The following is a 20493-nucleotide window of genomic DNA, read 5'->3' as shown; positions in this document are numbered from 1 at the left end:
GTCTTCAGGCGACTTCGGTCTCGCGCGCGATGGCTTTGAGGCGGTTCTTCAGCCGGTAGCTTGGGCCGTTGATAGCGACGACTTCGCAGTGGTGCAAGAGGCGGTCGAGGATGGCGGTGGCGAGGACTTCGTCGCCGAAGACCTGGCCCCATTCGCTGAAGGTCTTGTTCGAGGTCAGGATGATCGAGCCCTTTTCGTATCGCTTGGAGATCACCTGGAAGACCAGGTTCGCCTCCGCGCGTTCGAGGGGCTGGTAGCCGACTTCGTCGACCACGAGGACGCTCGGCCGCAGGTAGGTGCCGAGTTTGCTGGTCAGCCGGCCGGCGGCTTCCGCGGTCTTGAGGTTGCGGACCATGTCGTCGAGGCTGGTGAAGTAGATCGAGTAGCCGGCCCGGCAGGCCGCGACCGCGAGGGCGACCGCGATGTGGGTCTTGCCGACTCCGGGCGGCCCGAGCAGGGCCGCGTTCGCCTTGGCCTCGACGAACGAGAGCGTCGCGAGGTCCTTGATCTTGCGCGGGTCGAGTTCGGGCTGGAATGAGAAGTCGTACTCGTCGATCGTTTTGTGGTGCGGCAGCCGGGAGAGCCGCAGGCCTTGGCGGAAGCGGCGGTCGTCGCGGACCGCGAGCTCTTCGGAGAGCACCAGGTCGAGGAAGTCGAGGTAGCCCATCTTGGCCTCGTCGGCCCGCCGGGAGTACTCGTTGACGGCTTCGGCCAGGTGAGGCAGGCCGAGCTTGGCGGCCGTGCTGCGGATGCGGTTGCCGGTCAGCTCGCTCAAGGCATTTCCCTGTTTTCGGTGCGGGTGGTGAAGGGGCGGGTGCCGGTCAGTTCGTCATAGACCGATAGCGGTCGGCGGCCGACCTCGATGCGGGTGGCCGCGGCCCGGTTCAGCAGGGCTTGCAGCGAGCCGGGTTCCCCACCGCCGGGACGCTTGGGGCGGGGCTGGGAGGGGACGTCGCCGGTGGTGGTCCGCCGTCCCTTGCCGGTGGGCAGGCCGCTCCAATGCGTCTCGTCGACGACGCGGACTCCGCGGCCGACTGCCCGGGAGTGGATGGCCAGCAGCGTCCCGCCGCCATTGTCGGGGGTTGTCGAGTGCAGCATGACCTGCGACTTCGTGGCCCGGATCTCTACCAGCTGCCGGGGGCGGACCTTGCGGGCCGGCACGGAGTAGAGGTTGCCGCCGAAGGCGACCAGGCAGTCCTTGCCGACCGGCCGCAGGTGCCGTTCGGCCACCAGATAAGGGGTGGGCGGCAGCGGCCGGAGGGCCGCATGGTCGCGGGCCGCCCGCTCGCCGATGACGTCCCGGTGCGTCTGGTGGATCTGGGCCCGCCGGTGGGGCACCCAGGCGGTGAACGCGGCGTCCAACTCCTCGAGGGAGGAGAAGGCCCGGCCGGACAGGACATGGTCGCGGACGATCAGCACCTGGCGTTCGACGCGGCCTTTGCCGGTGGGCCGGTAGGCGGCCAGCACGTCGATGTCGAAGTCGTAGTGGCCGGCGAAGCCGACTGCCTCCGGATGCAGCGGAACGGCTTCACCTGGGGCGACATGGCGGCGGACGACGGTCTTGGTGCGGTCGTAGACGATCGTCATCGGTGCCCCGCCGAAGTGGGCGAACGCCCGGCGGTGGCAGTCGAAGAAGGTCTGGAGGTCCTGGCTGGTGGTGAAGCAGCAGAACGGGTCGCGGGAGTACGACAGGACCATGTGGAAGGAGTAGACCTTCTCGATGCCCATGTGAGCGAGGATCTTGCCCTCGTCGCCCCAGTCCACTTGAGCCTGGGCGCCCGGGATCACCTCGAACCGGCGGTGCATCCCCGCCAGCTCCCGCGGTGTGATGCCCAGTTCCCCGGCGATCCTCGGACGGGCTTCCTGAACGTAGAGCTTGACCCTCTGATAGTTGCCGGTGAACCCGTATTCCCTGGCCAGCCGCTCGTGGATCACCGCGGCCTTCATCAAGACCTCGGCCTTCAGCATCGCATCGATCAGGGGCGCCACCTCGTCGACCACCCGCTTGTGTGTGTGGCCGTTCGCCGATCGCCGCGGCGGCCCCGCCGGCCCATCAGCCGACAGATATTTACTGACCGTCCGCCAGTTCAGCCCGGTCTCCCTGGCGACCTCCGACACGCTCATCGCGCCGGACTCCACCAGACCGCGAAAACGCCGGAGCTCCAGCCACCGCTGCGGGTCCAGAACCACAGCCGCCCCTCTCTACCGCCTCGGACACAACAGGCAGCAGCGTGCCGGTCACCGACACCCGGCACAGCAGGAACTCTGTACGTTCAGCCGTACGTGACTCTGCACGTTCACATGTACGCCGACAGCAAGAGGTCTTCACGCTACCGTCGGCGAGGCCGACGCGAAGTGGCGCCGCGAGATCACACCCGACTCCGCGGCTGGCCCGGACACGCGGTGGTCAGTGCGGCGGCGGTCTCACCGGCGTGAGAGTCGTCCGGGCGGACTCTTCACTTGTTGATCCAGTTGAGGATCACGTCCCCCTCCGGGTTGATGAACCGCCCGGCCCTGGTCTGCGTCTGGGGCGGCGCACTCGCAACGTAGGTGGCTACGACTGCTCCGTTGCCATCAACGACGGTCAAGGCGGACGGAAGGGCTGACCCGCCAGTGAGGGTGAGCAAGGGAACATCGCCGTGGTAGGTCAGTGCCAGCGTGCCCTGGTCGCCTTCGCTGGCCTCGGTCGGACGAGTCCTAGCTACCGGCGAGTCCTACACTCGACCCGCACACCACAACGTCGGCATCAAACCCCGACGGACAAGCTGACAAGCGACATCGGGCATCAGCACACTGAGCACATGCGATACGAGGAGAAGGTGAAGCTCACCGCAACGAGAGCCCTGGTCCCCGTGGCCCTTCTTGTCGCCTCACCAGTGCTGTTGATTGCTGGTGGTCCGGTCCGTCGCCGATACCTCCGCTACGTCTACCGGGATGACGTCCCACCGATCCTGGACAAGCAGCGGGGCCGAATCAGTGTCCACTGGTTCGTGGTCACCAGCCCTCTTCTCGCATGGCTCTGCTGGCCCACAGAATCGCTCGCCCGACTCATCTCGCGGCGAGGTTAAGCGGCAAGCTCACCCGGCGTCCCCTTCGTGGTCCGGATGCAGCACGAATCTCCGGATCCCTTCCATGCCGGGGGCGTAGCCGTCGGAGGTGTCCACCAGCAGGTTCGGGGCGGTCAGGCTGATGGGGACGAACTGGTCGGGGTCGTAGATGCCGGCCTCCATGTCGGCGAGCAAGGTCTTGTCACCATGGGCGCCCCGGTGGCTGTCGGTGTGGGCGCGGTCGGTGATGCGTTTGGTGATTGTCGGGGCGGGGGTGGTGCACCGGATGATCCGTAGGTCGGCGAACTCGGTGAGCGGCTCCAGGCCGGGGCGCCAGAGGCGGTCTTGGAAGGCGGCTTCGGCGACGACGGTTGTGCCCGCCCGGAGGAGTACGGCGATCGTCGCGAAGAATGCTTCCAAGGGCGGGGATGTTGAGTGGGTCGTCGCCGTCGGCGTCGTGACCGGGGAAGTTCATGACCATGCCCTGTTTGATCTCGTCGCGCAGGATCGCGGGGCAGCCCAGGTGCTGGGCGAGCGCACGGGCGAGGGTGGTCTTGCCGGTCGCGGGCGGGCCGCTGACAACGGCCAGCGTCGGGCGGAGGTGCATGGGTGACTCCGAGTTCGTCGGGGCAGCTGGCGCGGGCCCTAGATTGCAGGTTGCCGTTTGCGGAGCCGGATGGCCATGAAGCCAGGCTGGTGGGTCAGTTTCTCGTGTTCGGCTGGGTGGTGGTGGGCCATCGAGGGAACTGGCTGGTGTTCGACGAGGCGGTCGAGGGTGAGTCCGGCGGCGGTGAATTCGTCGAGCCAGGCTTGGAGGGGCTGGTGCCAGTAGCGGTGGGTCATGCCGTTCGTCCAGATCTCTTCGATGGAGCCGCAGGTGAAGTAGCTGCCGCCGCTGGCGAGCCAGTCGGCTGTGGGGTGGCTGGTGGAGATGATGATCTGTCCGCCAGGCCGAAGGACGCGGGCGAGTTCGCGCAGGGTGCGAATCCGGTCGGGGAGGTAGTGCAGGACCAGGACGAGCAGGACGATGTCGAAGCTCGCATCGTCAGCCCAGGTGAGGGGCTGGGTGAGGTCGTGCTGGCGGACTTCTGCGTGCGGGCCGAGGCGCGCACTGGCGAGGCGGACCATGTCGGTGCTCTGGTCGATGCCCACGACCCGGGCCCCGCGGGCGGCGAGCTCGGACAGGTACAGGCCAGGTCCGCAGCCGGCGTCCAGGATGTCGCGGCCGTTCACGTCGCCGAGGAGGCCCAGGACGGTGGGGCGGTCGTAGTGGGCGTTGTAGGCGCTGACGGCGGCCTCGCGGGCGAAGGTCTCGGCGAAGCCGTCGTACGGCGCGTCACCGGGCCGCATGCGTCACTTCCGATCGCAGGGCGAAGGCGCCGGTGTGCTGCCCGGCGGAGGCGGTCGGCGCGAGGGGGAACAGGCAGTTGAGGAGGCCGCGGTCCGGGGAGCGGCGGTCGGTGAACGTGGCGTGCAGTGAGCGGACCGCGTGTTCGTAGACGTGGAGTGGGACGCTTCGGCCGTGGGCGATGAGGGCGTCGAGGCACTGGTCGAAGCGCCGGAACCACTCCCGGTACTCCTCGGCGCAGCCGGTGGCGGCCGGCCAGCGGTCGTAGAGGAGGGCACGTGCCCGGGTGAACGGGGTGGGAGCGCACTGGTAGGCGCTGTGGACCGCGCCGGGGCGGGGGACCTGGTGGTAGAGGCTGGTGATGGTGTCCAGGCGGGCGAAGCGGTGCCCGGCGGCGTGGAGGGCGAGGAGGAAGTCCCAGTCCTCGCAGTGGTGCAGCATCTCGTCGAAGCGGACCGGGCCGCCGGCCGGGTTGCGGGTGACGACGGCGCCGGTGTGGATGGTGTTGGCGACGGAGAGGAAGGCAGGGTCGAACGCGTAGTCCTTGCATGGCAGGTGGCCCCGGGCGCGCGGCAGGTCTTCGATCCAGGTGGGGCTGACGAGTGCCTGGCCGTAGACGGTGTCGGCCCGGCGCGAGCGTAGGGCGTCGGCCGCGGCCTGAAGGTGGTGGGGCAGGAAGACGTCGTCGTCGAGGAGGGCGATGTAGTCGCCCTGCGCTGCGGCGATGGCGCGATTGCGGGCGTGGGAGACGCCGTGCGGGGTGTCGGATTCGAGGAGCGTGACGGGCATCTCGTGCTGCCACCGGGCGATGACCGGCTCGACGGCGTGGCCGCCGTCGCGGACGACGATGACCTCGAAGTGGCGTAGGTCTGGCGGGCGACGCTGCGCAGGGCACGGTGGAGCGGCCCGGGGCCGTCGCCGACGGGAAGTTCCGCGGCTTCGTGGGCAGGTACGCGAGCCAGGAGGCAGACGTGCGCATCGAGCTGATGGCGGAAATTGCCGGCGGGCAGCTCATCGTGGTGAATAGGTGGACGAAAGATCGCGGCGAGGAGACCTGACCCCGACCGTGAAGCGTCGAGAACCCCGCGCGAAGCAATACCCGGGAAGCTAACGGGGCCGGGGACACCCACCGCGCCCTGACCGATGACGTGGTCAGGCCACCGTGACGCGCAGGACATACGGCTCCCCCGCGCTGACCGCCTCCGCCTGTTCGCGCAGGTCCGCATCCGTGAAACCGAGCAGCGCCTCGTCGGCTGCCCGCCGCAGCAGCGGAAGAATCTCGGCGACGGACCGGCCGCGACGCCCTTCGGCTAGGCCGTTTCTTAGGGATCACCTCGCGGTCCAGATGTGGATGGCCGCGAGGTGCAGGGCCGCCCGGTAGATCGTTGCCGTCTTGTCGTAGCGGGTGGCCAGTCCCCGCCACTGCTTGAGCTTGTTGATGCACCGCTCGACGGTGTTCCGCTGCTTGTAGGTGGTCTTGTCGAAGGCGGGAGGCCGCCCGCCCTTGCTGCCGAGGCGTTTGCGGTTGGCGATCTGGTCGGCTGGCTGCGGGATCACCGCCCGGATCCTGCGCTTGCGCAGGTGCTCACGGATCGCGCGGGACGAGTAGGCCTTGTCGGCCAGCACGACCGCGGGCCTGGTCCTGGGCCTGCCCTTGGGCCTGGCCACGCGGATGGCGGCCATGACCTGGGTGAACGCGGGTGCGTCACCAGCCTGGCCGGGTGTGACGGCGAAGGCCAGCGGCCGGCAATGACCGTCGGCGGCAAGGTGGATCTTCGTGGTCAGCCCACCGCGGGACCGTCCGAGGGCATGGTCGTGCGGCTCGCCGGCCGGGGCCCCTTTTGACGGGCCCCGGCAGCGTGCTGATGGGCACGGACGATCGTGGAGTCGACGGCGACGACCCAGTCCAGGTCGCCTTCGGCGTCCGCCTGGGCGAGCAGGGCGGCGAAGACGCGGTCCCACGTGCCGTCGATCGCCCACGTCCGCAACCTGCTGTAGGCGCCCTTCCATGAGCCGAACCGCTCGGGCAGGTCCATCCACGGCGTGCCCGTGCGGTACTTGAAGGCGATCGCATCGATCACCTGCCGGTGATCACGCCAACGCCCACCCCGCTTCGGTGTCCGGTCCGGCAGCAACGGCTCAATGCGGGCCCACTGGGCGTCAGTCAACGACACACATCAACCAACGATCAGATGATCCGAGAGAAACGGCCTAGCTCGGCGAAGGCCCGCTGATAGGGGGCTTCGTACGTGCTCGCGCTGTCGGCCAGCAACCGGTCAAGGTGCTGCCTGCCGACACTGATCTCACCCATGGACTGCTCCTCACGTCCTCAGCGGTCCTGGTCCGGACCCTCGCCTTTGACGCTATGAGGCGGGTGTGACATCAGCCCACGCCCGGGCGTGCGCGTTCTGGCTGATGAGGTCCGGGAGGAGCTCAGGGTGGGCGGCGACATCAGCCCCTTGGTACCGAGGAGGGCCCTGCCAGTCGGACGGGGCGGACGAGCCTCGCTGGGGAGGGCCTTCTTCTACGGGCTGGCGGGGACCACCAGTGTGACGAGGACGGCCTTGGTCACCGGTTCCGAGCCAGCCGCGCGAACAGGGTCTGCCCGTGGGGCCAGCCGTTCAGGGATGAGTGGGCGGTGTCGCAGTGGTCACCGGGCCTCCGCCGTTGGGCTTGGGGTTGACGTAAGCCGAACCCCCTTCACTGCCTAAACGTCAAACGCGCCGCTTTCTACTCCTTGGAGGCCAAGGCAGGCGCCTCACGAGGTCACGGATATTCGCCTTGAGGTGTGACCCTGGCGGTCGGCTCCTACTCAGGCTACGGCGGGTAGCTCAGTGCGGGTGCGTTGGATGAGATCGGCGACCTCGGGGTGCCCTTTCCAGGGTCCGAGGGCGCGTGTGACGTCATGGAGATAGTTGTGCGCACGGCTGGAGTGGACGTTGCTGAGGATGCTCAGCGAGGTGTTCGCCGCGGCCAGGCCCGGTTCGAGCTCGCGGTTTTGGAGGTGGCTGGTGGCCAGAACGGCCATGCGGATGCCGGTGGCGCGGGTGAAGCGGTCGGCTGGCATGGGCTCGGCCAGCTCGTTCCAGGTGAAGGCGCCCCTGGGATCGGTGAGGTCGCGGTGTACTTCGGTCGCGTCGGCGGCGAGCCGTGCGTAGGTCATGTACGCGAGGTGTTTCGGGTCGTGGCTCCCCGGGCGGATCGCGTCGAGCAGTTCTTCGGTGCGGCCGAGCGCGGCTTGGGCTGCTTTGGCGTTTCCGGTGCGCCCGTGGGCTCGAGCCTCGGCAAGTTTCGCGAAGGCCAGCACTCGTGGTGCGGCATGTCCGAGACCGCGCTCGTAGGCGCCTTCGGCCATGTCGGCGGCTTGTTCGGGGTAGCCGCGCAGGAAGGCTTGGAGGGCCATGGTGGCCAGGACGTAGCAGCCGCTCTCTACGTTTCCTGCGGCGCGTGCCAGGCGCAGGGCTTGGACGAAGTGGCGTTGAGCGACGTCGTGGTGGCCGGTGTCGACCGCTGACCAGCCCACGACCCGGGAGAGTTCGGCTGTTGCCGCGAAGAGTTCGCGGCCGATGGTTTCGGTGTAGGTGCCGGTCAGCAGTGGCGCGGCGTTCAGGCGCAGGCATTCGGTGACGGAGCTGGCCTTCCAGTTCCCGCCGCCGAAGCGGGAGTCCCACAGTCGGGCTTCGTCGGCGGCTTTCCATAGTTCGTCGAGGTCGCTGCGGCCGACCTGTCGGCCGCCTTGGTGCGCGGTCGGGGGGTCGGTGGGCTTGGCCAGCCATCGGGTGACGGGGGTGGCGAAGGCGGCGATGGCGAAGCCGTTGCTGATGAGCTGGCGGCGGGAGCGGTCCACGGTTCTCCAGTAGGTGGCGGCGACACGGATGGCATCGACGGGGTCGCGGGCGAAATCCAACCCCATGTCAGGGTTTCCGCCGGACCTGCTGAACATGCCGATTTCGTCCACACTTACCGCTCTGCCGAGGCGTTCGCCCAGTGCAGCGGCCAGGAACTCGGGGGCGCGGCCGCGCGGGATCATCCCCAGATTCACCCATCTGGCGACACTCGTGTGCTCGTAACGCAGTAGCACACCCGCTGCAGCCCCGAGCCTGTTGATCTGCGCGGCCAGAGATTTGTGGCTCGCGCTGGCCTGCTTGATGAGCCGGGCCAGATCCTCGTTGGGATTGCCCTGGCGTTCCTTCTTGGGCGACATCGAGCCCCCTCATGCCGGCCGGTGGCCCGCGACGTGGGTGCCGCGGGCGCGGGATCTGAGCCTAGGACGCGGCGGTGACTCGTGGAACGGGATGTGCGTTGTTCGCCCCCCTGGTTCGCCTCCCGCGCGGATCGGTTTCGGCGGTTGTCTGGAGTCAGGCGGTGGCTCGCCAATGGCCCGCACCACGGAGCTGCGGGGGTTCGCCGTCCCTTCCCGGTCCACGACCAAGGTGGGTGTCAGATGTACAAAGTTCTCGTCACCGGCGGTGCCGGCTTCATCGGTTCGCATTTCGTCCGGCGGATTCTGCGTCGGGACGACGTCTCCCGGGTGACCGTGCTGGACGCACTCACCTACGCGGGCCACCCCGAGAACCTGGGGGAGGCCTTCCTCGACCCGAGGCTGTCGTTCGTCCACGGCAACATCCTCGACGGCCCGCTGGTGGATGCGCTCATGGCCCGGCACACGGCCGTCGTCCACTTCGCCGCCGAATCCCACGTCGACCGTTCCCTCGTCATGGCCGACAACTTCCTCGCGACGAACGTCCTGGGGACCCAGACCCTCGCCGCCTGCGCCGGCCGCCACAGGATCGAGCAGTTCGTGCACGTCTCGACGGACGAGGTGTACGGATCGCTCACCGAGGGCTCGGCGAGCGAGGACGACCCGGTACGGCCCGGTGTCCCGTACGCGGCCTCGAAAGCCGCCAGCGATCTGGTGGCGCTGAGTCACTTCCAGACCTACGGCCTGCCGGTCTGCGTGACGCGCAGCTCGAACAACTACGGCCCCCACCAGTTCCCCGAGAAGGTCATTCCTTTCTTCACGACCCGGCTCCTGCGCGGCGAAAAAGTGACCCTGCACGGCCAGGGGCAGCACGTGCGGAACTGGCTGCACGTAGAGGACAACTGCGCCGGCGTCGAACTCGTCATGTGTGACGGGAAGCCCGGGGAGATGCCGGCTGGCATGCCCCTTGACCGTTTATCCCCGGCCCCAGGCACGCAAACCGGGAACCACCGCATTCGGCCCACAGGGAAGGGCGCTCACTGCCATCCGCCCCAAGAATCACTCCCATACAGGCTCGTGTACGGGGTATGCCTGTTCCCGAAGACAACGCCCACATGGAGCGGAAGGGTGTGCGCGTGCTGCTGTCTCGAAGCAGGGCACGGATGAAGCAGAAGGCCGACCGGATGGCCGAGGACACCGTCGTGTACCTCGATCGGCGTCTGCCTGTGCTCGATGTCGGCAAGTCGTTGCTGCGCAAGGCGTTCCCCGACCATTGGTCGTTCCTCTTGGGCGAGCTGGCCCTGTACAGCTTCGTGATTCTCCTCCTGACAGGGGTCTACCTGACCCTGTTCTTCCAGCCGAGCATGACCGAGGTGGTGTACCAAGGGCCGTACGCGCCACTGCGGGGCATCCGGGTGAGTGAGGCGTTCGCCTCCACGCTTCACATCAGCTTCGACGTACGCGCGGGGCTCTTGATCCGTCAGGTCCATCACTGGGCCGCCCTGCTGATGGCCTCCGCCATCGGGGTACACATGTTGCGCATCTTCTTCACAGGCGCGTTCCGTCGCCCTCGCGAGGCCAACTGGGTGATCGGAATGACCCTGCTGGTGTTGACGATGCTGGAGGGGTTCGCCGGGTACTCTCTGCCCGACGACCTGCTGTCGGGCACGGGGCTGCGAACCGCGCAGGGCTTCGTCCTGTCCATTCCCGTCGTCGGCACTTACCTGAGCATGTTTCTCTTCGGCGGGGAGTTCCCCGGGCACGACATCATCCCGCGTCTGTACGCCGGTCACATCCTGCTCCTGCCCGGGGCGCTGCTTGCCGGTGTGGTCCTGCATCTGACCCTGGTCTTCTATCTCAAGCACACGCAATGGGCGGGGCCGGGCCGCGGCAATCGGAACGTCGTGGGCAATCCGCTGTTCCCGCAGTTCACCGTCCGCTCCCTCGGCCTCATGGCCATGGTCTTCGGCGTTCTGGCGCTGATCGGGGCCATCGCACAGATCAACCCCGTATGGGCTTACGGGCCCTACCGGCCGGACCACGTATCCACAGGCGCCCAGCCCGACTGGTACCTCGGCTTCATCGAGGGGGCGATGCGTCTCCTGCCGGGCTTCGAAACCCGGTTGTGGGGTCATACGATCTCTTGGAATCCTTTCTTGCCGGCCGTCGTCTTCCCCTTCGTCTTCTTCCTCGCCCTCTACCTGTACCCGTTCGCGGAGCGGTGGATCACCGCCGACAAGGGCGAGAAGCACCTGTGCGACCGGCCCCGCGACAAGCCCGTGCGTACCGCCCTGGGCGTCACCGGCATCACCTTCTACGGAGTGCTGCTGATGGCCGGGGGCCAGGACGTGCTAGCCCGGGTCTTCGACGTTTCTCTCAACGGGCTCACCTGGGCTCTGCGGGCGGCCGCCGTCGCAGCCCCTTCGATCGCGTTCTGGCTCACCCGGCGTGCGTGCCTGGCCCTGCAGAACCACGACAGGGAACGGCTGCTGGAAGGCGACGAGAGCGGGCACATCACACAGTCCGTGGAGGGCACCTACCGGGAGGACCACTATCCCGTCGCCGACACCGAGCGGTACACGTTGATGTGCCGTGATCTGTCTCGGCCGCTGCCGCCGCCGGCTGATGGGGCGCCGGCCGGGCGGCGTGACAGAGTCAAGCTCAGGCTGAGCAAATGGTTCTGCCTCGACCGGGTGCCGTTTCCGGGCGAGGACGAAAGTGCCGCGTCAGGGGGGAGAAGGCCGCGGGAAGACCAACTGCGCTCCTGATCGCCTCAGTTCCTGATTCGGCGCAGAACCGCGTAGCCGGCTCCCGCCAGCCCTGCGGCCGCAAGGGCCTGGCCGACGTAGTGGCGGCTTGCCCACAGCTGGAGACTGAAGGCGTGCGCCTGCTCGTCGAACACGCCGTGCGTCCCGTGGTCCCGCCTCTCGTCCGCCGGTTCCCAGAGGTTGCCCCCTCCCTGCGGCGGAGGCATGGAATCCGTCTGCTGTGAACCGAACCCCGTGCGCGCGAGGTAGCGGTCCAGCAGGCCCGGAACCACGGCGTTCGCCAACAGAGTGACGACCGTAGAGGAACCGACCCAGTACTCCCGCCGCTGCGGGCGGTCGGCGGCACGTACTACCGCTTGAGCCGCGACTTCTGGTTGGTAGATCGGCGGCACGGGCTGAGCGTGCTGGGACAGGTGGCTGCGCAGCCAGCTGAACTGGGGGGTGTTCAACGCCGGCATCTGCACCATGGTGATGTGCACCGCCGACTTCTCGTGCAGCAATTCACAGCGCACCGATTCGGTGAAGCCCTGGATGGCGTGCTTGGCACCGCAGTAGGCGCTTTGAAGCGGAATGCCGCGGTAGGCAAGGGCAGAGCCCACCTGTACGACGGTGCCCCGGTCACGCGGCAGCATCCGGCTCAGGGCGGCCCGGGTGCCGTTGACGTAGCCCAGGTACGTCGAGCGCGTCGCTTGGGAGAACTCCTCCGGCGACACGTCCATGAACGAGCCGAAGACCGAGGTGAAGGCGTTGTTCACCCACACGTCGATGGGGCCCAGTTCCTCCTCCACGCGGTGGGCCGCCTCTTGCACCTGGTCCGGTTCCGCCATGTCGGTGAGGATGGGCAGCGCCTGCCCGCCCGCTTCACGTACCTCGTCCGCGGCGCCCTCCAGACCCGACCTCCCTCGGGCGAGGAGCGCCACCCGGGCGCCGCGGGCGCCGAACATGACGGCTGTCGCCCGTCCCACACCGGCGCTGGCCCCTGTCACCACGACCGTCTGCCGCATACCGTTGAACGTCATCCTCGCTCCTCGTTCCTCAGGCGATCGCTCATGTCCTTCGGTCCGTGTACTGGAACACGAACCCCCAAATCCCTGGGGCAAGCGCTCCGGCGCCGATGAGGAAGAGCCAGAGACCGTACACCGCGCCCAGTCCCAGCAACGCCGTCCCGAACGCGGCGAGCACGGGATAGGCACTGCGCGGGGGGAAGAAGGCGACGAGCCCTGCGGTGTGGCGAACCTCCGCCTCCTTTTCCTCCTGCGGGAAAGACCCCGATTTGTGATGCTGTCGCCAGAAGAAGAACGACACCAGCGCCGACATCAGACACGCGATCACGAGCGCGGCAGTTCCGGCCGGTTCGGTGGAAAACCACCAATAGGTCGCGGCGCACATCGCGAAGAAGAGACTGATTCCGCCGAAGAGAAAGGTCTCATCCTTCATGCTCCGCCCTCCTTCGTGCCGTTCGTTGCGGTAGCTGCTTGTCCTTCACCGCTGTCGCGCCCCCTCGCTGCCGCCGCCACCTGTCGGCGAGTGGGGGTGCGCCTTCTCGGCGTATTCGGGGTGATGCAGGTCGAACGCAGGTGACTCGGAACGCACTCGCGGAAGAGTTACGAAGTTGTGCCGCGGAGGCGGGCACGAAGTCGCCCACTCCAATGAGCGCCCGAAGCCCCACGGGTCGTCCACCGTGACCTTCTCTCCGTAGCGGGCGGTCTTCCAGACGTTGTAGAAGAACGGCAGTGTGGAAGCACCCAAGAGGAAGGAGCCGATTGAGGAGATGGTATTCAGGGTGGTGAAACCGTCTGCGGCCAGGTAGTCGGCGTATCGCCGGGGCATCCCTTGCACGCCGAGCCAGTGTTGAACCAGGAAGGTGAGGTGGAAACCCGTGAACAGCGTCCAGAAATGGATCTTCCCGAGGCGCTCGTCGAGCATGTGGCCGGTAAATTTCGGCCACCAGAAATAGAAGCCGGAGAACATCGCGAAGACGACAGTCCCGAACAGCACGTAGTGCATGTGCCCGACAACGAAATAGGAGTCCGTTGTGTGGAAGTCCATCGGCGGCGAAGCGAGAATGACACCCGTGAGACCGCCGAATAGGAACGTGACGAGGAACCCCAACGCCCACAGCATCGGCGTTTCGAATGAGAGTGACCCGTGCCACATGGTGCCGATCCAGTTGAAAAACTTCACCCCTGTGGGGACGGCGATCAGGAACGACGCGAGGGAGAAGAACGGCAACAGCACGGCGCCGGTGGCGAACATGTGATGCGCCCAGACGATGGCCGACAATCCCGTGATGGCGATGGTGGCCCCGATAAGCCCGAAATATCCGAAAATCGGTTTCCGGCTGAACACCGGAATCACCTCGGTAATGATGCCGAAGAACGGCAGGGCCACGATGTAGACCTCGGGATGACCGAAGAACCAGAAGAGGTGCTGCCACAGCAGCGATCCTCCGTTGGCAGCATCGAAAACGTGGGCCCCGAACTTTCGGTCGGCCATGAGTGCCAGCAGGGCCGCTGTGAGCACCGGGAAGGCGAGCAGCACCAAGATTGAGGTGAACAGCACGTTCCAGGTGAAGATCGGCATCCGGAAAATGGTCATACCGGGAGCCCGCAGACAGACGATGGTCGCGATGAAGTTCACCGCACTCAAGATCGTGCTCAGTCCGGATACGACCAGCCCCATGACCCATAGGTCGCCGCCATGGCCGGGACTGTAACTCTGCCCGTTGAGCGGCGCGTAGGCGAACCATCCGAACGGCGCCGCCCCCGTACTGGTCAGGAAACCGGACACCACCATCAGGCCGCCCAGCAAGTACACCCAGTAGGTGTAAGCGTTCAATCGCGGGAACGCCACGTCCGGGGCGCCGATCTGCAGCGGCATGACGGCGTTCGCGAACCCGACGAACGCGGGCGTGGCGAAAAGCAGCATCATGACGGTGCCGTGAACGGTGAACAGCTGATTGTATTGATATCGGGAAACGATCTGGAGACCCGGCCGGGCCAGCTCTGCGCGCATCACCATGGCCAGCACCCCGGCCAAGAGGAAAAAGCCGAACGCGGTGATCAGGTACATGTGGGCGATGACCTTGTGATCCGTGGTCGTCACCCATCGCACCAACACCTGCCCTGAGGTCACACCCTTGCGTACCTTCTCGGGCGATTCCGCGCCCTCGTCGACCGCCGTCATACGCGTCTCTTCCTGTTGAAACTGGACACGGTCGCGACTGCGCCACGAACGGCGAAACGGCAGCCCGCAGTGGTGCGCTCCCAACCACGTCGTGTAACCGTCTTCTCTCTCTGCGAAACCCTCTCACCACCCGCACCCGAAAAGAACACACGGGAGGAGGCTGTCATGACGGTGCACAGTCATCACAGTGTTGCGCAGGTCAGTGGCGTTAAGAGCCTGCGCAGGAGTCAGCACGGTGATTCTCCGCCTGCTGATGCTGCTCGTGGCCCTGGTGCTGTGCCTGGCGCGCCGATGGCCCAACAGAACGGCCCCGAAGACGCGCAGACAACGAGCTCATCGGCGGCACGATCGTGTTCCGTTTCCGGCCGGTGTCCGAAGGGACATAGTGGCCGGGCGCACGCCCTTGTCCGCGGCCGCCTCACGTCCCCACGGCGGGGCGGAGATGGGCTCCGACGTACTCATCCTGCTCTGCGGGATGTGGCTGGTCGCCTCCCCAATCGTCATGGGATTACAGACGACGGCCGTGGGGTGAGAGCAATCGGATCTACGACGTGGCCCTCGGCGCCGCTCTCGTCGTGCCGGCGGCTGGCAGGCATGGCAGTGCCGCGGGCCGCCAAGCGCTGGAAAGCCCGGCGAAACCACGGGTGCACCGTCTCGGCCTGTTGAACCTGAGTCGGCCGCTCCCTGCCCGCAACCCTCAGCCCAGTGGCCGCGCCGTCGTGGTGAGCCAGACGGCCCAGGACCTTCGCGGACACCATCGTCGCCGCAGCGGTAACGGTCACTACAGCCCCCAGTGCAACGACGCCCAGCAGTACGGGCCACTGGCGTAGCTCATCGGTCGGCAGACCCTGTTCTGCGGCGAGGGTTCGACGAACGGACCCCGACACACGGCGCGGCCCCCCGCGTACGAAGGCATTTCAGGGCCGTAGTCGGCGAGCATCAGGAATAGGAACCATCCCCAGATCACCAAAGCCAGAAGCATCCACGCCAGCGACCAAGCCTCGATCCGGCGCGCGTCCTGACCGGCCTTCCTCGAATTCGCGGGTGCGGCTTCTGCAGAACCGGTTACTTCTTGAGCCGTTTCATCGGCTGCCCTTCGTTTCCCCCGATCTCTACGAACAACGACCACTTGCTCACATTTCGGCTGCGCCCCGGACCCGGAGCACCACCGGGCCATTGCCACGCCTGCCTGTCACGGCCACGGCCGGGGAGCCGCTTTGGTCACGGAAGGTCAGTGCGTCCCAGCCATGCTGGTTTCACCGGCACTCCGTCCTCGTCGCGCTCTACCGCCAGTTCGAGCGGTACGGGAGCCGGTGTCAAAGGCGCCGTCGCCGGGGTCGTGGCCGAGGCTTCCTCAGCAGCGGCCGGCTCATCCTTGACCTGTTGCGCTGCTGCAGGGCGGTCTGTGTCGTCCAGGAGTTCGATAGCGGAGAAGCGGGTGGCGTGGGATTGCCACACGCCGTCGATAATCAGCAGAAATCCGTCGCCGTCGCGGAAGAGGCGCCGGCGCTTGGGGCTCCAGGGGTGCTCCGGCGTATAGTCGCGCGCCCTCCTCTCCAGCTCCGCCAGAGCCGTCTGACGCTCACCTTCGACGTGCGCCATCACGTACACCTCGGTGCGTCTACGCTCCGTTGTCGCCAGGATCAGTCCCCACGTCGTCATGGCCGCCTCCTTCCGCCCGGGGCTCAGAACTTCGCTTATCCGTAAGCGCCGAGGGCGCGGTTCTCAGCGTTCTGTCGTGCTGGTGGCCGGCGCGGACGTCCAAGGCGCGGGGTTGCCCGACACTGGCGGCCAGGCATATTCGTCCGGTGGCACACTCCATGTGGGCGCGGGCTCGGGCGCGAAGGGGCCTGTCCGATTCGCCATGAGGAGCATCATGGTCCCTGCGAAGAGGAGGGAGACGATGATCAAAGTGAGGCCGATGGGATTGCGCGGGTTGTAGTAGTACCTCTGGGTGCCCCATTGGCTTCGTCTGAACACCGGCTCACGGTCGTGGTCCACTTGCTCTTCCCCGTTTCACGTCTGAGTCTTGCCCTGCTCACGGCTTGAAGGCCCGCTCCCCAGGGCGGGCGCCCCGACAGCTCGTGGATAGCTATCCGGCGATTTCGATCTTGCCGTTGGGCGTGCTCGTCTCGGGTTTGGCGGTGGTGAGGTTGCCCAGGAGCCCGGCGAGGTCGACGCCGGTGGTGGAGGAGAGGAGTTCCATGCCCTGGGCGACGTTGTCGGTGACCGTGCGGGAGAGTTTGCTCGCGCCGTCGGTGGAGATGACGGTCATCTTGTCGATGGCGGAAAGTGGTTCGGCGGCCTTGGCGACGACCTGCGGGAGGACCTCGACCAGCATCTGGATCTTCGCGGCGTCGCCGTAGCTTTCGAAGGCTTCGGCTTTCTTCTGCATGGCCTCGGCCTCGGCTGATCCCTTGGCCAAGATGGCGGAGGCTTCGGCGGTGCCCTCCAGGCGTACGGCGTCGGCGATGGCGGCGCGGCGGGCGAGTTCGGCCTCGCCTCGCTTGGCGCCCTCGATGGCCTCGGCCTCGGCAAGCGCGGAGCGGCGCTGCTTCTCACCCTCACCGGTCAGCCGGGCGCGCTCGGCCTCGGCCTGGGCGGCGGCGATGGCCGCCAGGCGCTCGGCTTCGGCCTGCTTGACGCGGGCGACGCGAAGGGCTTCGGCTTCCTGTTCGGCTTGGTAGCGGCGGGCGTCGGCGGGCTTGCGGACCTGGGTGTCGAGCTGGCGGTCGGTCAGGGCCGCTTGGCGTTCGGCGACCTTCTCTTGCTCGGTGAGGATCTGCTGCTGCCGGTCGGCATCCGCCAGCGGGCCGGCGGCGTTGGCCTGGGCGGTGGCCGCGTCGGTCTCCGCCTTGATCTCCGCCTGGCGCAGGTACAGGGTGCGCTGGGCGACGGCGATCTCCTCCTCCGCCTTGAGGCGGGCCTGTTCGGCGGCTTGGCGGGAGTTGGCCTCGGCGATGTCGGCTTCCTGCTTGGCGCGTGCGGCTTCGGGCCGGCCGAGGTCTTCGAGGTAGGAGCCTTCGGTGGTGATGTCCTGGATCTGGAAGGCGTCCAGCACCAGGCCTTGGCCGGACAGGCTGGCCTCGGCCTCCTCGGCGACCTGTCCGGCGAACGCGGCGCGGTCGCGGATGATGTCCTCGACCGACATGCGGCCCACGATCGCGCGCAGGGCTCCGGAGAGCACTTCCTGGGTGAATCCGACGATGCCGTCCTGCTGCTGGAGGAAGCGCTGGGCGGCGGCGCGGATGGCGTCTTCGTTGCCGCCGACCTTGACGATCGCGACGCCTTCGAGGTTGGCCTTGATTCCGCGTAGCGTGACGGCGCCCCGGACGGCGATCGGGATGTGGCGGCTGGAGAGGTCGAGGGAGTAGCGCTGCTGCACGAACGGGACGACGAAGACGCCGCCGCCGACGACGACCTTTTGGCCGCTGTTGTCGGTGGATATCTGCCCGGTGTCGGGGTCGGTGGACTTCTTTCCCCGGCGGCCGGTGATGATGAATGCCTCGCTGGGGCCTGCGACCTTGTAGCGGGTGACGACGACCAGGGCGAGCAGGACGAGGAGTACGAGCACTCCCACGACCGCGATGACGACTGAACTCATGGTTGATCCCCCCTGCCCGCTCTCGGTCGAGGGGACAGATCGGTGGTGGATGAGAGAGTGAAACAGCTGGTCAGTGCTCGACGGCGCGGACGCTGACCGAGGAGGACGACGGCGTCGCCGTCACCCAGATCTCCGCGCCCCGGGCCAGTGGCCTCTCGGCGGTTGCCGCGTACTTGGCCGGTTGGCCACCATGGCGCAGCAGGACCTCGCCGTAGCCGCCCGCCGGGATGGCGGTGAGCACGATCCCGGCGGAGCCGAGGAGTTCGGCGGCGCGCGGGGCGGCCCCGCTGCCGGCGCGGGCGAGGGCGCGGCTGAACCGGTACGTCAGCCAGCCGGCCCCCGCACCGGCCACGGCTCCCGCGGCGGCTGCCGCTCCCGGCCCGAAGCCTGTGGCCCCGAGCACGATCGCCCCTGTGAAACCGAGCATCGAAGTGAAGCCCGCGACCACCGGCAGCGACAGCCATCCGTCGAACAGTCCGTCCAGGGCGCCGTCGAAGATCCCCTCCAGCACCCCGTCGAACACCAGCGAACAGGCCAGCAGGGCGATTCCCCCGATGCCGAGACCCAGAAATAAGCCCATGAGCACCTCCCTGCTTGGCACGCGTTCGCGCCGGACAACGGCATCGTGCCGGAGCGGGCGGTTGCCGCACATTGCCTACCTTCGGCAATCTTCACGGGGCTTTAGCGCAGAACCGGCAACCCGGCCGGCCGCCAACGCGCGCACACGACGCCGTCGCCTGGACTGGCAGAGGCGGTGTCGGTTGTGGCCCAACCAGCGTCCCGAGTGGCTCCTGACTCCGGGATTCGTCCTGCCAGCCTGCCCTTCGCATACCGCAGACCGCGGCGGCGCTGAAGCTACGGCTCGTGACAGAGTCCGAAGTCTTCCTGTGGTGACAGACCATGCGGGGCGTCGCACCTCACGTGCCGGGTGCTCCTCAGCGGCGCTGCGAACCGCGGGCTAGGCATTCTGGGGGCGCCGGACGTCGGGCGAGTTGAGCGGCTCGGATAAGGCAGACGATGGTTGCCGCACCGAAAGCGGCCCCTGCCGCCGTGCATCCGGTCAAGACAGCGGCGGGCGCGTGCAGCAAGCGGGGAAGAGTGTTGAGGGGCGCGGCGGCGTACAAGCAGAACATGGCCCAGGCGTACGGGATGGCGGCGGAGCGGACGGGCAGGCCCGGCGGGGCCCAGCCGGCGAGAATGGCCACGGGGAAGGGAAGGATGAGGAGGGTGGCCGCCACAAGGGCGGTGGCCTGGTAGACCAGGTTCAGATCCATCGATACCTCTCTGCTGCGCCCGGCAGACAGTGCAGCGCTCTCGCTGAGGCGCAGGACTGACTCGAGTGGCAATGAACTGTGGTCCACTGCTCGGCCGGTTTCCCATCCTGCTCTCGGTCGCGGTCGGCCTCTGCACTTTGAACCGCGTGTCCCCTGGCCGGACGGCGTGGCGGGGAGGGTACCGGGCTCCGCAGCAACATGGTGTCGGGGCGCGATCTACCGGTCGTGTGTCCGGCCAGGTGCCGTCGCACGCAGACCGTACGTCCTCAAAGAGGCGAGCTCGATGCTTGCGGGGTGGGGCGTGCCGACGGCACGGCGATTTCCTCCTTGGGGTTTCGCCGTCCGCACCGGTGGTCGAGGCCGTATGGGCGGCAGGGCAGCTGCGGCCGCCTCGGCATCGGAACTGGCCCCGGACGGCCCGTGCTGATGGGGGTCAACGGCTTGGACCTGGGCACACCGGCCAGACCACACGACTGCGTTACGCCTAAGACCGGGGACCGGTGCGGCCATGCTGTCCACCAGCGGTCCGCTAATGGCGTCGGGCGGTGGAACCCAGCATGGCCAGACCGGTGATGAGGAGGGAAAGACCGATGACCACCAGGGGGGAGCCGGGGCCGGGAAGGACGAATAGAGCGGCGCCTGCCAAGGCGGTGGGCGCGCCCACCACTACCAGGCCTACGGCCAGACGGGACTCCGTGAGATTGCGGCGCGTCCAGGCCCTGACTCGCTTGTCCACTGGTCAGCTCACTCGGGTGGGGGTACGGCCTACGGCGCGTTCGGCGCGGATGAAGAAGACGGCAGAAGCCGCGAGGGAGACGAACCCGAGCAAGGTGCAGGCCGTCACGGTGTCCGCGGACGCGTCCAGCATTCGGGGGACGGCGTTGATCGGCATGAGGGTGTAGAGGCAGAGGACTGCCCGGGCGTGGAGGCGGGCAGCCGACCACCGTCCCCGGAAGCGGCGTGGCGTCCAGCCGGCGAGGACCCCCACGGGGATGGGCAGCACGAGCAGCGTGCCGACCGCGAGGGCAATCGCGTGGTAGGTGGGGTTGCCGTTCATCGGACCTT

18 protein-coding genes and 1 pseudogene are annotated in these 20493 nt (G+C 67.6%); 3 read left to right on the top strand and 16 right to left on the bottom strand.

The window, feature by feature from the left end; all coding sequences use genetic code 11:
• Positions 1-4: 4 nt before the first annotated feature.
• The 6 genes and pseudogenes from istB to OHA81_RS32260 form a co-directional block, all read right to left on the bottom strand.
• Entirely contained in the window at positions 5-775 is a 771-nt protein-coding gene (gene istB / locus OHA81_RS32285) for an IS21-like element helper ATPase IstB (RefSeq protein ID WP_329201832.1), read from the bottom strand.
• Positions 772-2190, bottom strand: a complete 1419-nt coding sequence (istA, locus tag OHA81_RS32280; protein WP_329201830.1) for an IS21 family transposase — start codon at positions 2188-2190, stop codon at positions 772-774. Before istA ends, istB begins: the two co-directional genes overlap by 4 nt.
• Before the next feature lie 887 nt (positions 2191-3077).
• The gene (locus OHA81_RS32275; RefSeq protein ID WP_329202679.1) at positions 3078-3467 is read right to left on the bottom strand and encodes a hypothetical protein; all 390 of its coding nucleotides are present in this window, start codon (positions 3465-3467) and stop codon (positions 3078-3080) included.
• Between the two features lie 121 nt (positions 3468-3588).
• A pseudogene (locus tag OHA81_RS32270) lies at positions 3589-3654 on the bottom strand (AAA family ATPase); the annotation flags it as partial.
• Between the two features lie 38 nt (positions 3655-3692).
• Positions 3693-4397, bottom strand: a complete 705-nt coding sequence (locus OHA81_RS32265) for a class I SAM-dependent methyltransferase (RefSeq protein ID WP_329201829.1) — start codon at positions 4395-4397, stop codon at positions 3693-3695.
• Positions 4384-5364, bottom strand: a complete 981-nt coding sequence (locus OHA81_RS32260; protein WP_329202650.1) for a glycosyltransferase — start codon at positions 5362-5364, stop codon at positions 4384-4386. The genes OHA81_RS32265 and OHA81_RS32260 overlap by 14 nt, the downstream gene beginning before the upstream one ends.
• Between OHA81_RS32260 and OHA81_RS32255 the strand changes: the two genes are divergently transcribed.
• On the top strand, positions 5292-5453 hold the full coding sequence (locus OHA81_RS32255) for a hypothetical protein (protein WP_329201827.1): 162 nt from the start codon (positions 5292-5294) through the stop codon (positions 5451-5453). The genes OHA81_RS32260 and OHA81_RS32255 overlap by 73 nt on opposite strands.
• A 271-nt stretch (positions 5454-5724) precedes the next feature.
• Here OHA81_RS32255 and OHA81_RS32250 read toward each other — a convergent pair.
• From OHA81_RS32250 to OHA81_RS32240, 3 genes are all read right to left on the bottom strand, one after another.
• Positions 5725-6569, bottom strand: a protein-coding gene (locus OHA81_RS32250) for an IS5 family transposase (protein WP_443056734.1) whose coding sequence is annotated in 2 segments (ribosomal slippage) — positions 5725-6239 and positions 6239-6569 — 846 coding nt in all. Because the reading frame shifts where the segments join, the coding sequence is not laid out codon by codon here.
• Between the two features lie 14 nt (positions 6570-6583).
• A complete protein-coding gene (locus tag OHA81_RS32245) occupies positions 6584-6706 on the bottom strand; it encodes a hypothetical protein (protein WP_329201822.1) in 123 nt (40 codons plus the stop codon).
• A 501-nt stretch (positions 6707-7207) separates the two neighbouring features.
• Positions 7208-8599: a sporulation protein gene (locus OHA81_RS32240; RefSeq protein ID WP_329201821.1), complete on the bottom strand. Its 1392-nt coding sequence runs from the start codon at positions 8597-8599 to the stop codon at positions 7208-7210.
• A gap of 240 nt (positions 8600-8839) precedes the next feature.
• On the opposite strand from OHA81_RS32240, the gene OHA81_RS32235 reads away from it, so the two are divergent.
• Both OHA81_RS32235 and qcrB read left to right on the top strand, forming a co-directional pair.
• The gene (locus OHA81_RS32235; protein ID WP_329201819.1) at positions 8840-9763 is read left to right on the top strand and encodes a dTDP-glucose 4,6-dehydratase; all 924 of its coding nucleotides are present in this window, start codon (positions 8840-8842) and stop codon (positions 9761-9763) included.
• Positions 9760-11364, top strand: a complete 1605-nt coding sequence (gene qcrB, locus OHA81_RS32230; protein ID WP_329201817.1) for a cytochrome bc1 complex cytochrome b subunit — start codon at positions 9760-9762, stop codon at positions 11362-11364. Before OHA81_RS32235 ends, qcrB begins: the two co-directional genes overlap by 4 nt.
• A 5-nt stretch (positions 11365-11369) precedes the next feature.
• Here the strand turns inward: qcrB and OHA81_RS32225 are convergent, their stop codons facing one another.
• The 7 genes from OHA81_RS32225 to OHA81_RS32195 all read right to left on the bottom strand — a co-directional run bounded on the left by OHA81_RS32225 (position 11370) and on the right by OHA81_RS32195 (position 20485).
• Entirely contained in the window at positions 11370-12383 is a 1014-nt protein-coding gene (locus tag OHA81_RS32225; protein ID WP_329201815.1) for an SDR family oxidoreductase, read from the bottom strand.
• 28 nt (positions 12384-12411) lie between these two features.
• Entirely contained in the window at positions 12412-12801 is a 390-nt protein-coding gene (gene ctaF / locus OHA81_RS32220) for an aa3-type cytochrome oxidase subunit IV (protein ID WP_329201813.1), read from the bottom strand.
• Positions 12802-12846: 45 nt separating this feature from the next.
• The gene (gene ctaD, locus OHA81_RS32215; RefSeq protein ID WP_329201811.1) at positions 12847-14550 is read right to left on the bottom strand and encodes an aa3-type cytochrome oxidase subunit I; all 1704 of its coding nucleotides are present in this window, start codon (positions 14548-14550) and stop codon (positions 12847-12849) included.
• 1221 nt (positions 14551-15771) lie between these two features.
• Positions 15772-16212, bottom strand: a complete 441-nt coding sequence (locus OHA81_RS32210; RefSeq protein ID WP_329201810.1) for a hypothetical protein — start codon at positions 16210-16212, stop codon at positions 15772-15774.
• A gap of 430 nt (positions 16213-16642) precedes the next feature.
• Positions 16643-18154: a flotillin family protein gene (locus tag OHA81_RS32205; RefSeq protein WP_329201809.1), complete on the bottom strand. Its 1512-nt coding sequence runs from the start codon at positions 18152-18154 to the stop codon at positions 16643-16645.
• A 70-nt stretch (positions 18155-18224) separates the two neighbouring features.
• On the bottom strand, positions 18225-18734 hold the full coding sequence (locus OHA81_RS32200) for a hypothetical protein (protein WP_329201807.1): 510 nt from the start codon (positions 18732-18734) through the stop codon (positions 18225-18227).
• Between the two features lie 1433 nt (positions 18735-20167).
• Positions 20168-20485 carry a hypothetical protein gene (locus OHA81_RS32195; RefSeq protein ID WP_329201806.1) on the bottom strand — a complete coding sequence of 106 codons (318 nt, stop codon included), beginning with the start codon at positions 20483-20485 and terminating at the stop codon, positions 20168-20170.
• Positions 20486-20493: the final 8 nt, after the last annotated feature.

The organism is Streptomyces sp. NBC_00667, assembly GCF_036226825.1.
GTDB lineage: Bacteria > Actinomycetota > Actinomycetes > Streptomycetales > Streptomycetaceae > Streptomyces.
The sequence above is the reverse complement of the archived record's forward strand: the minus strand, read 5'-3'. Positions and strand labels throughout refer to the sequence as shown.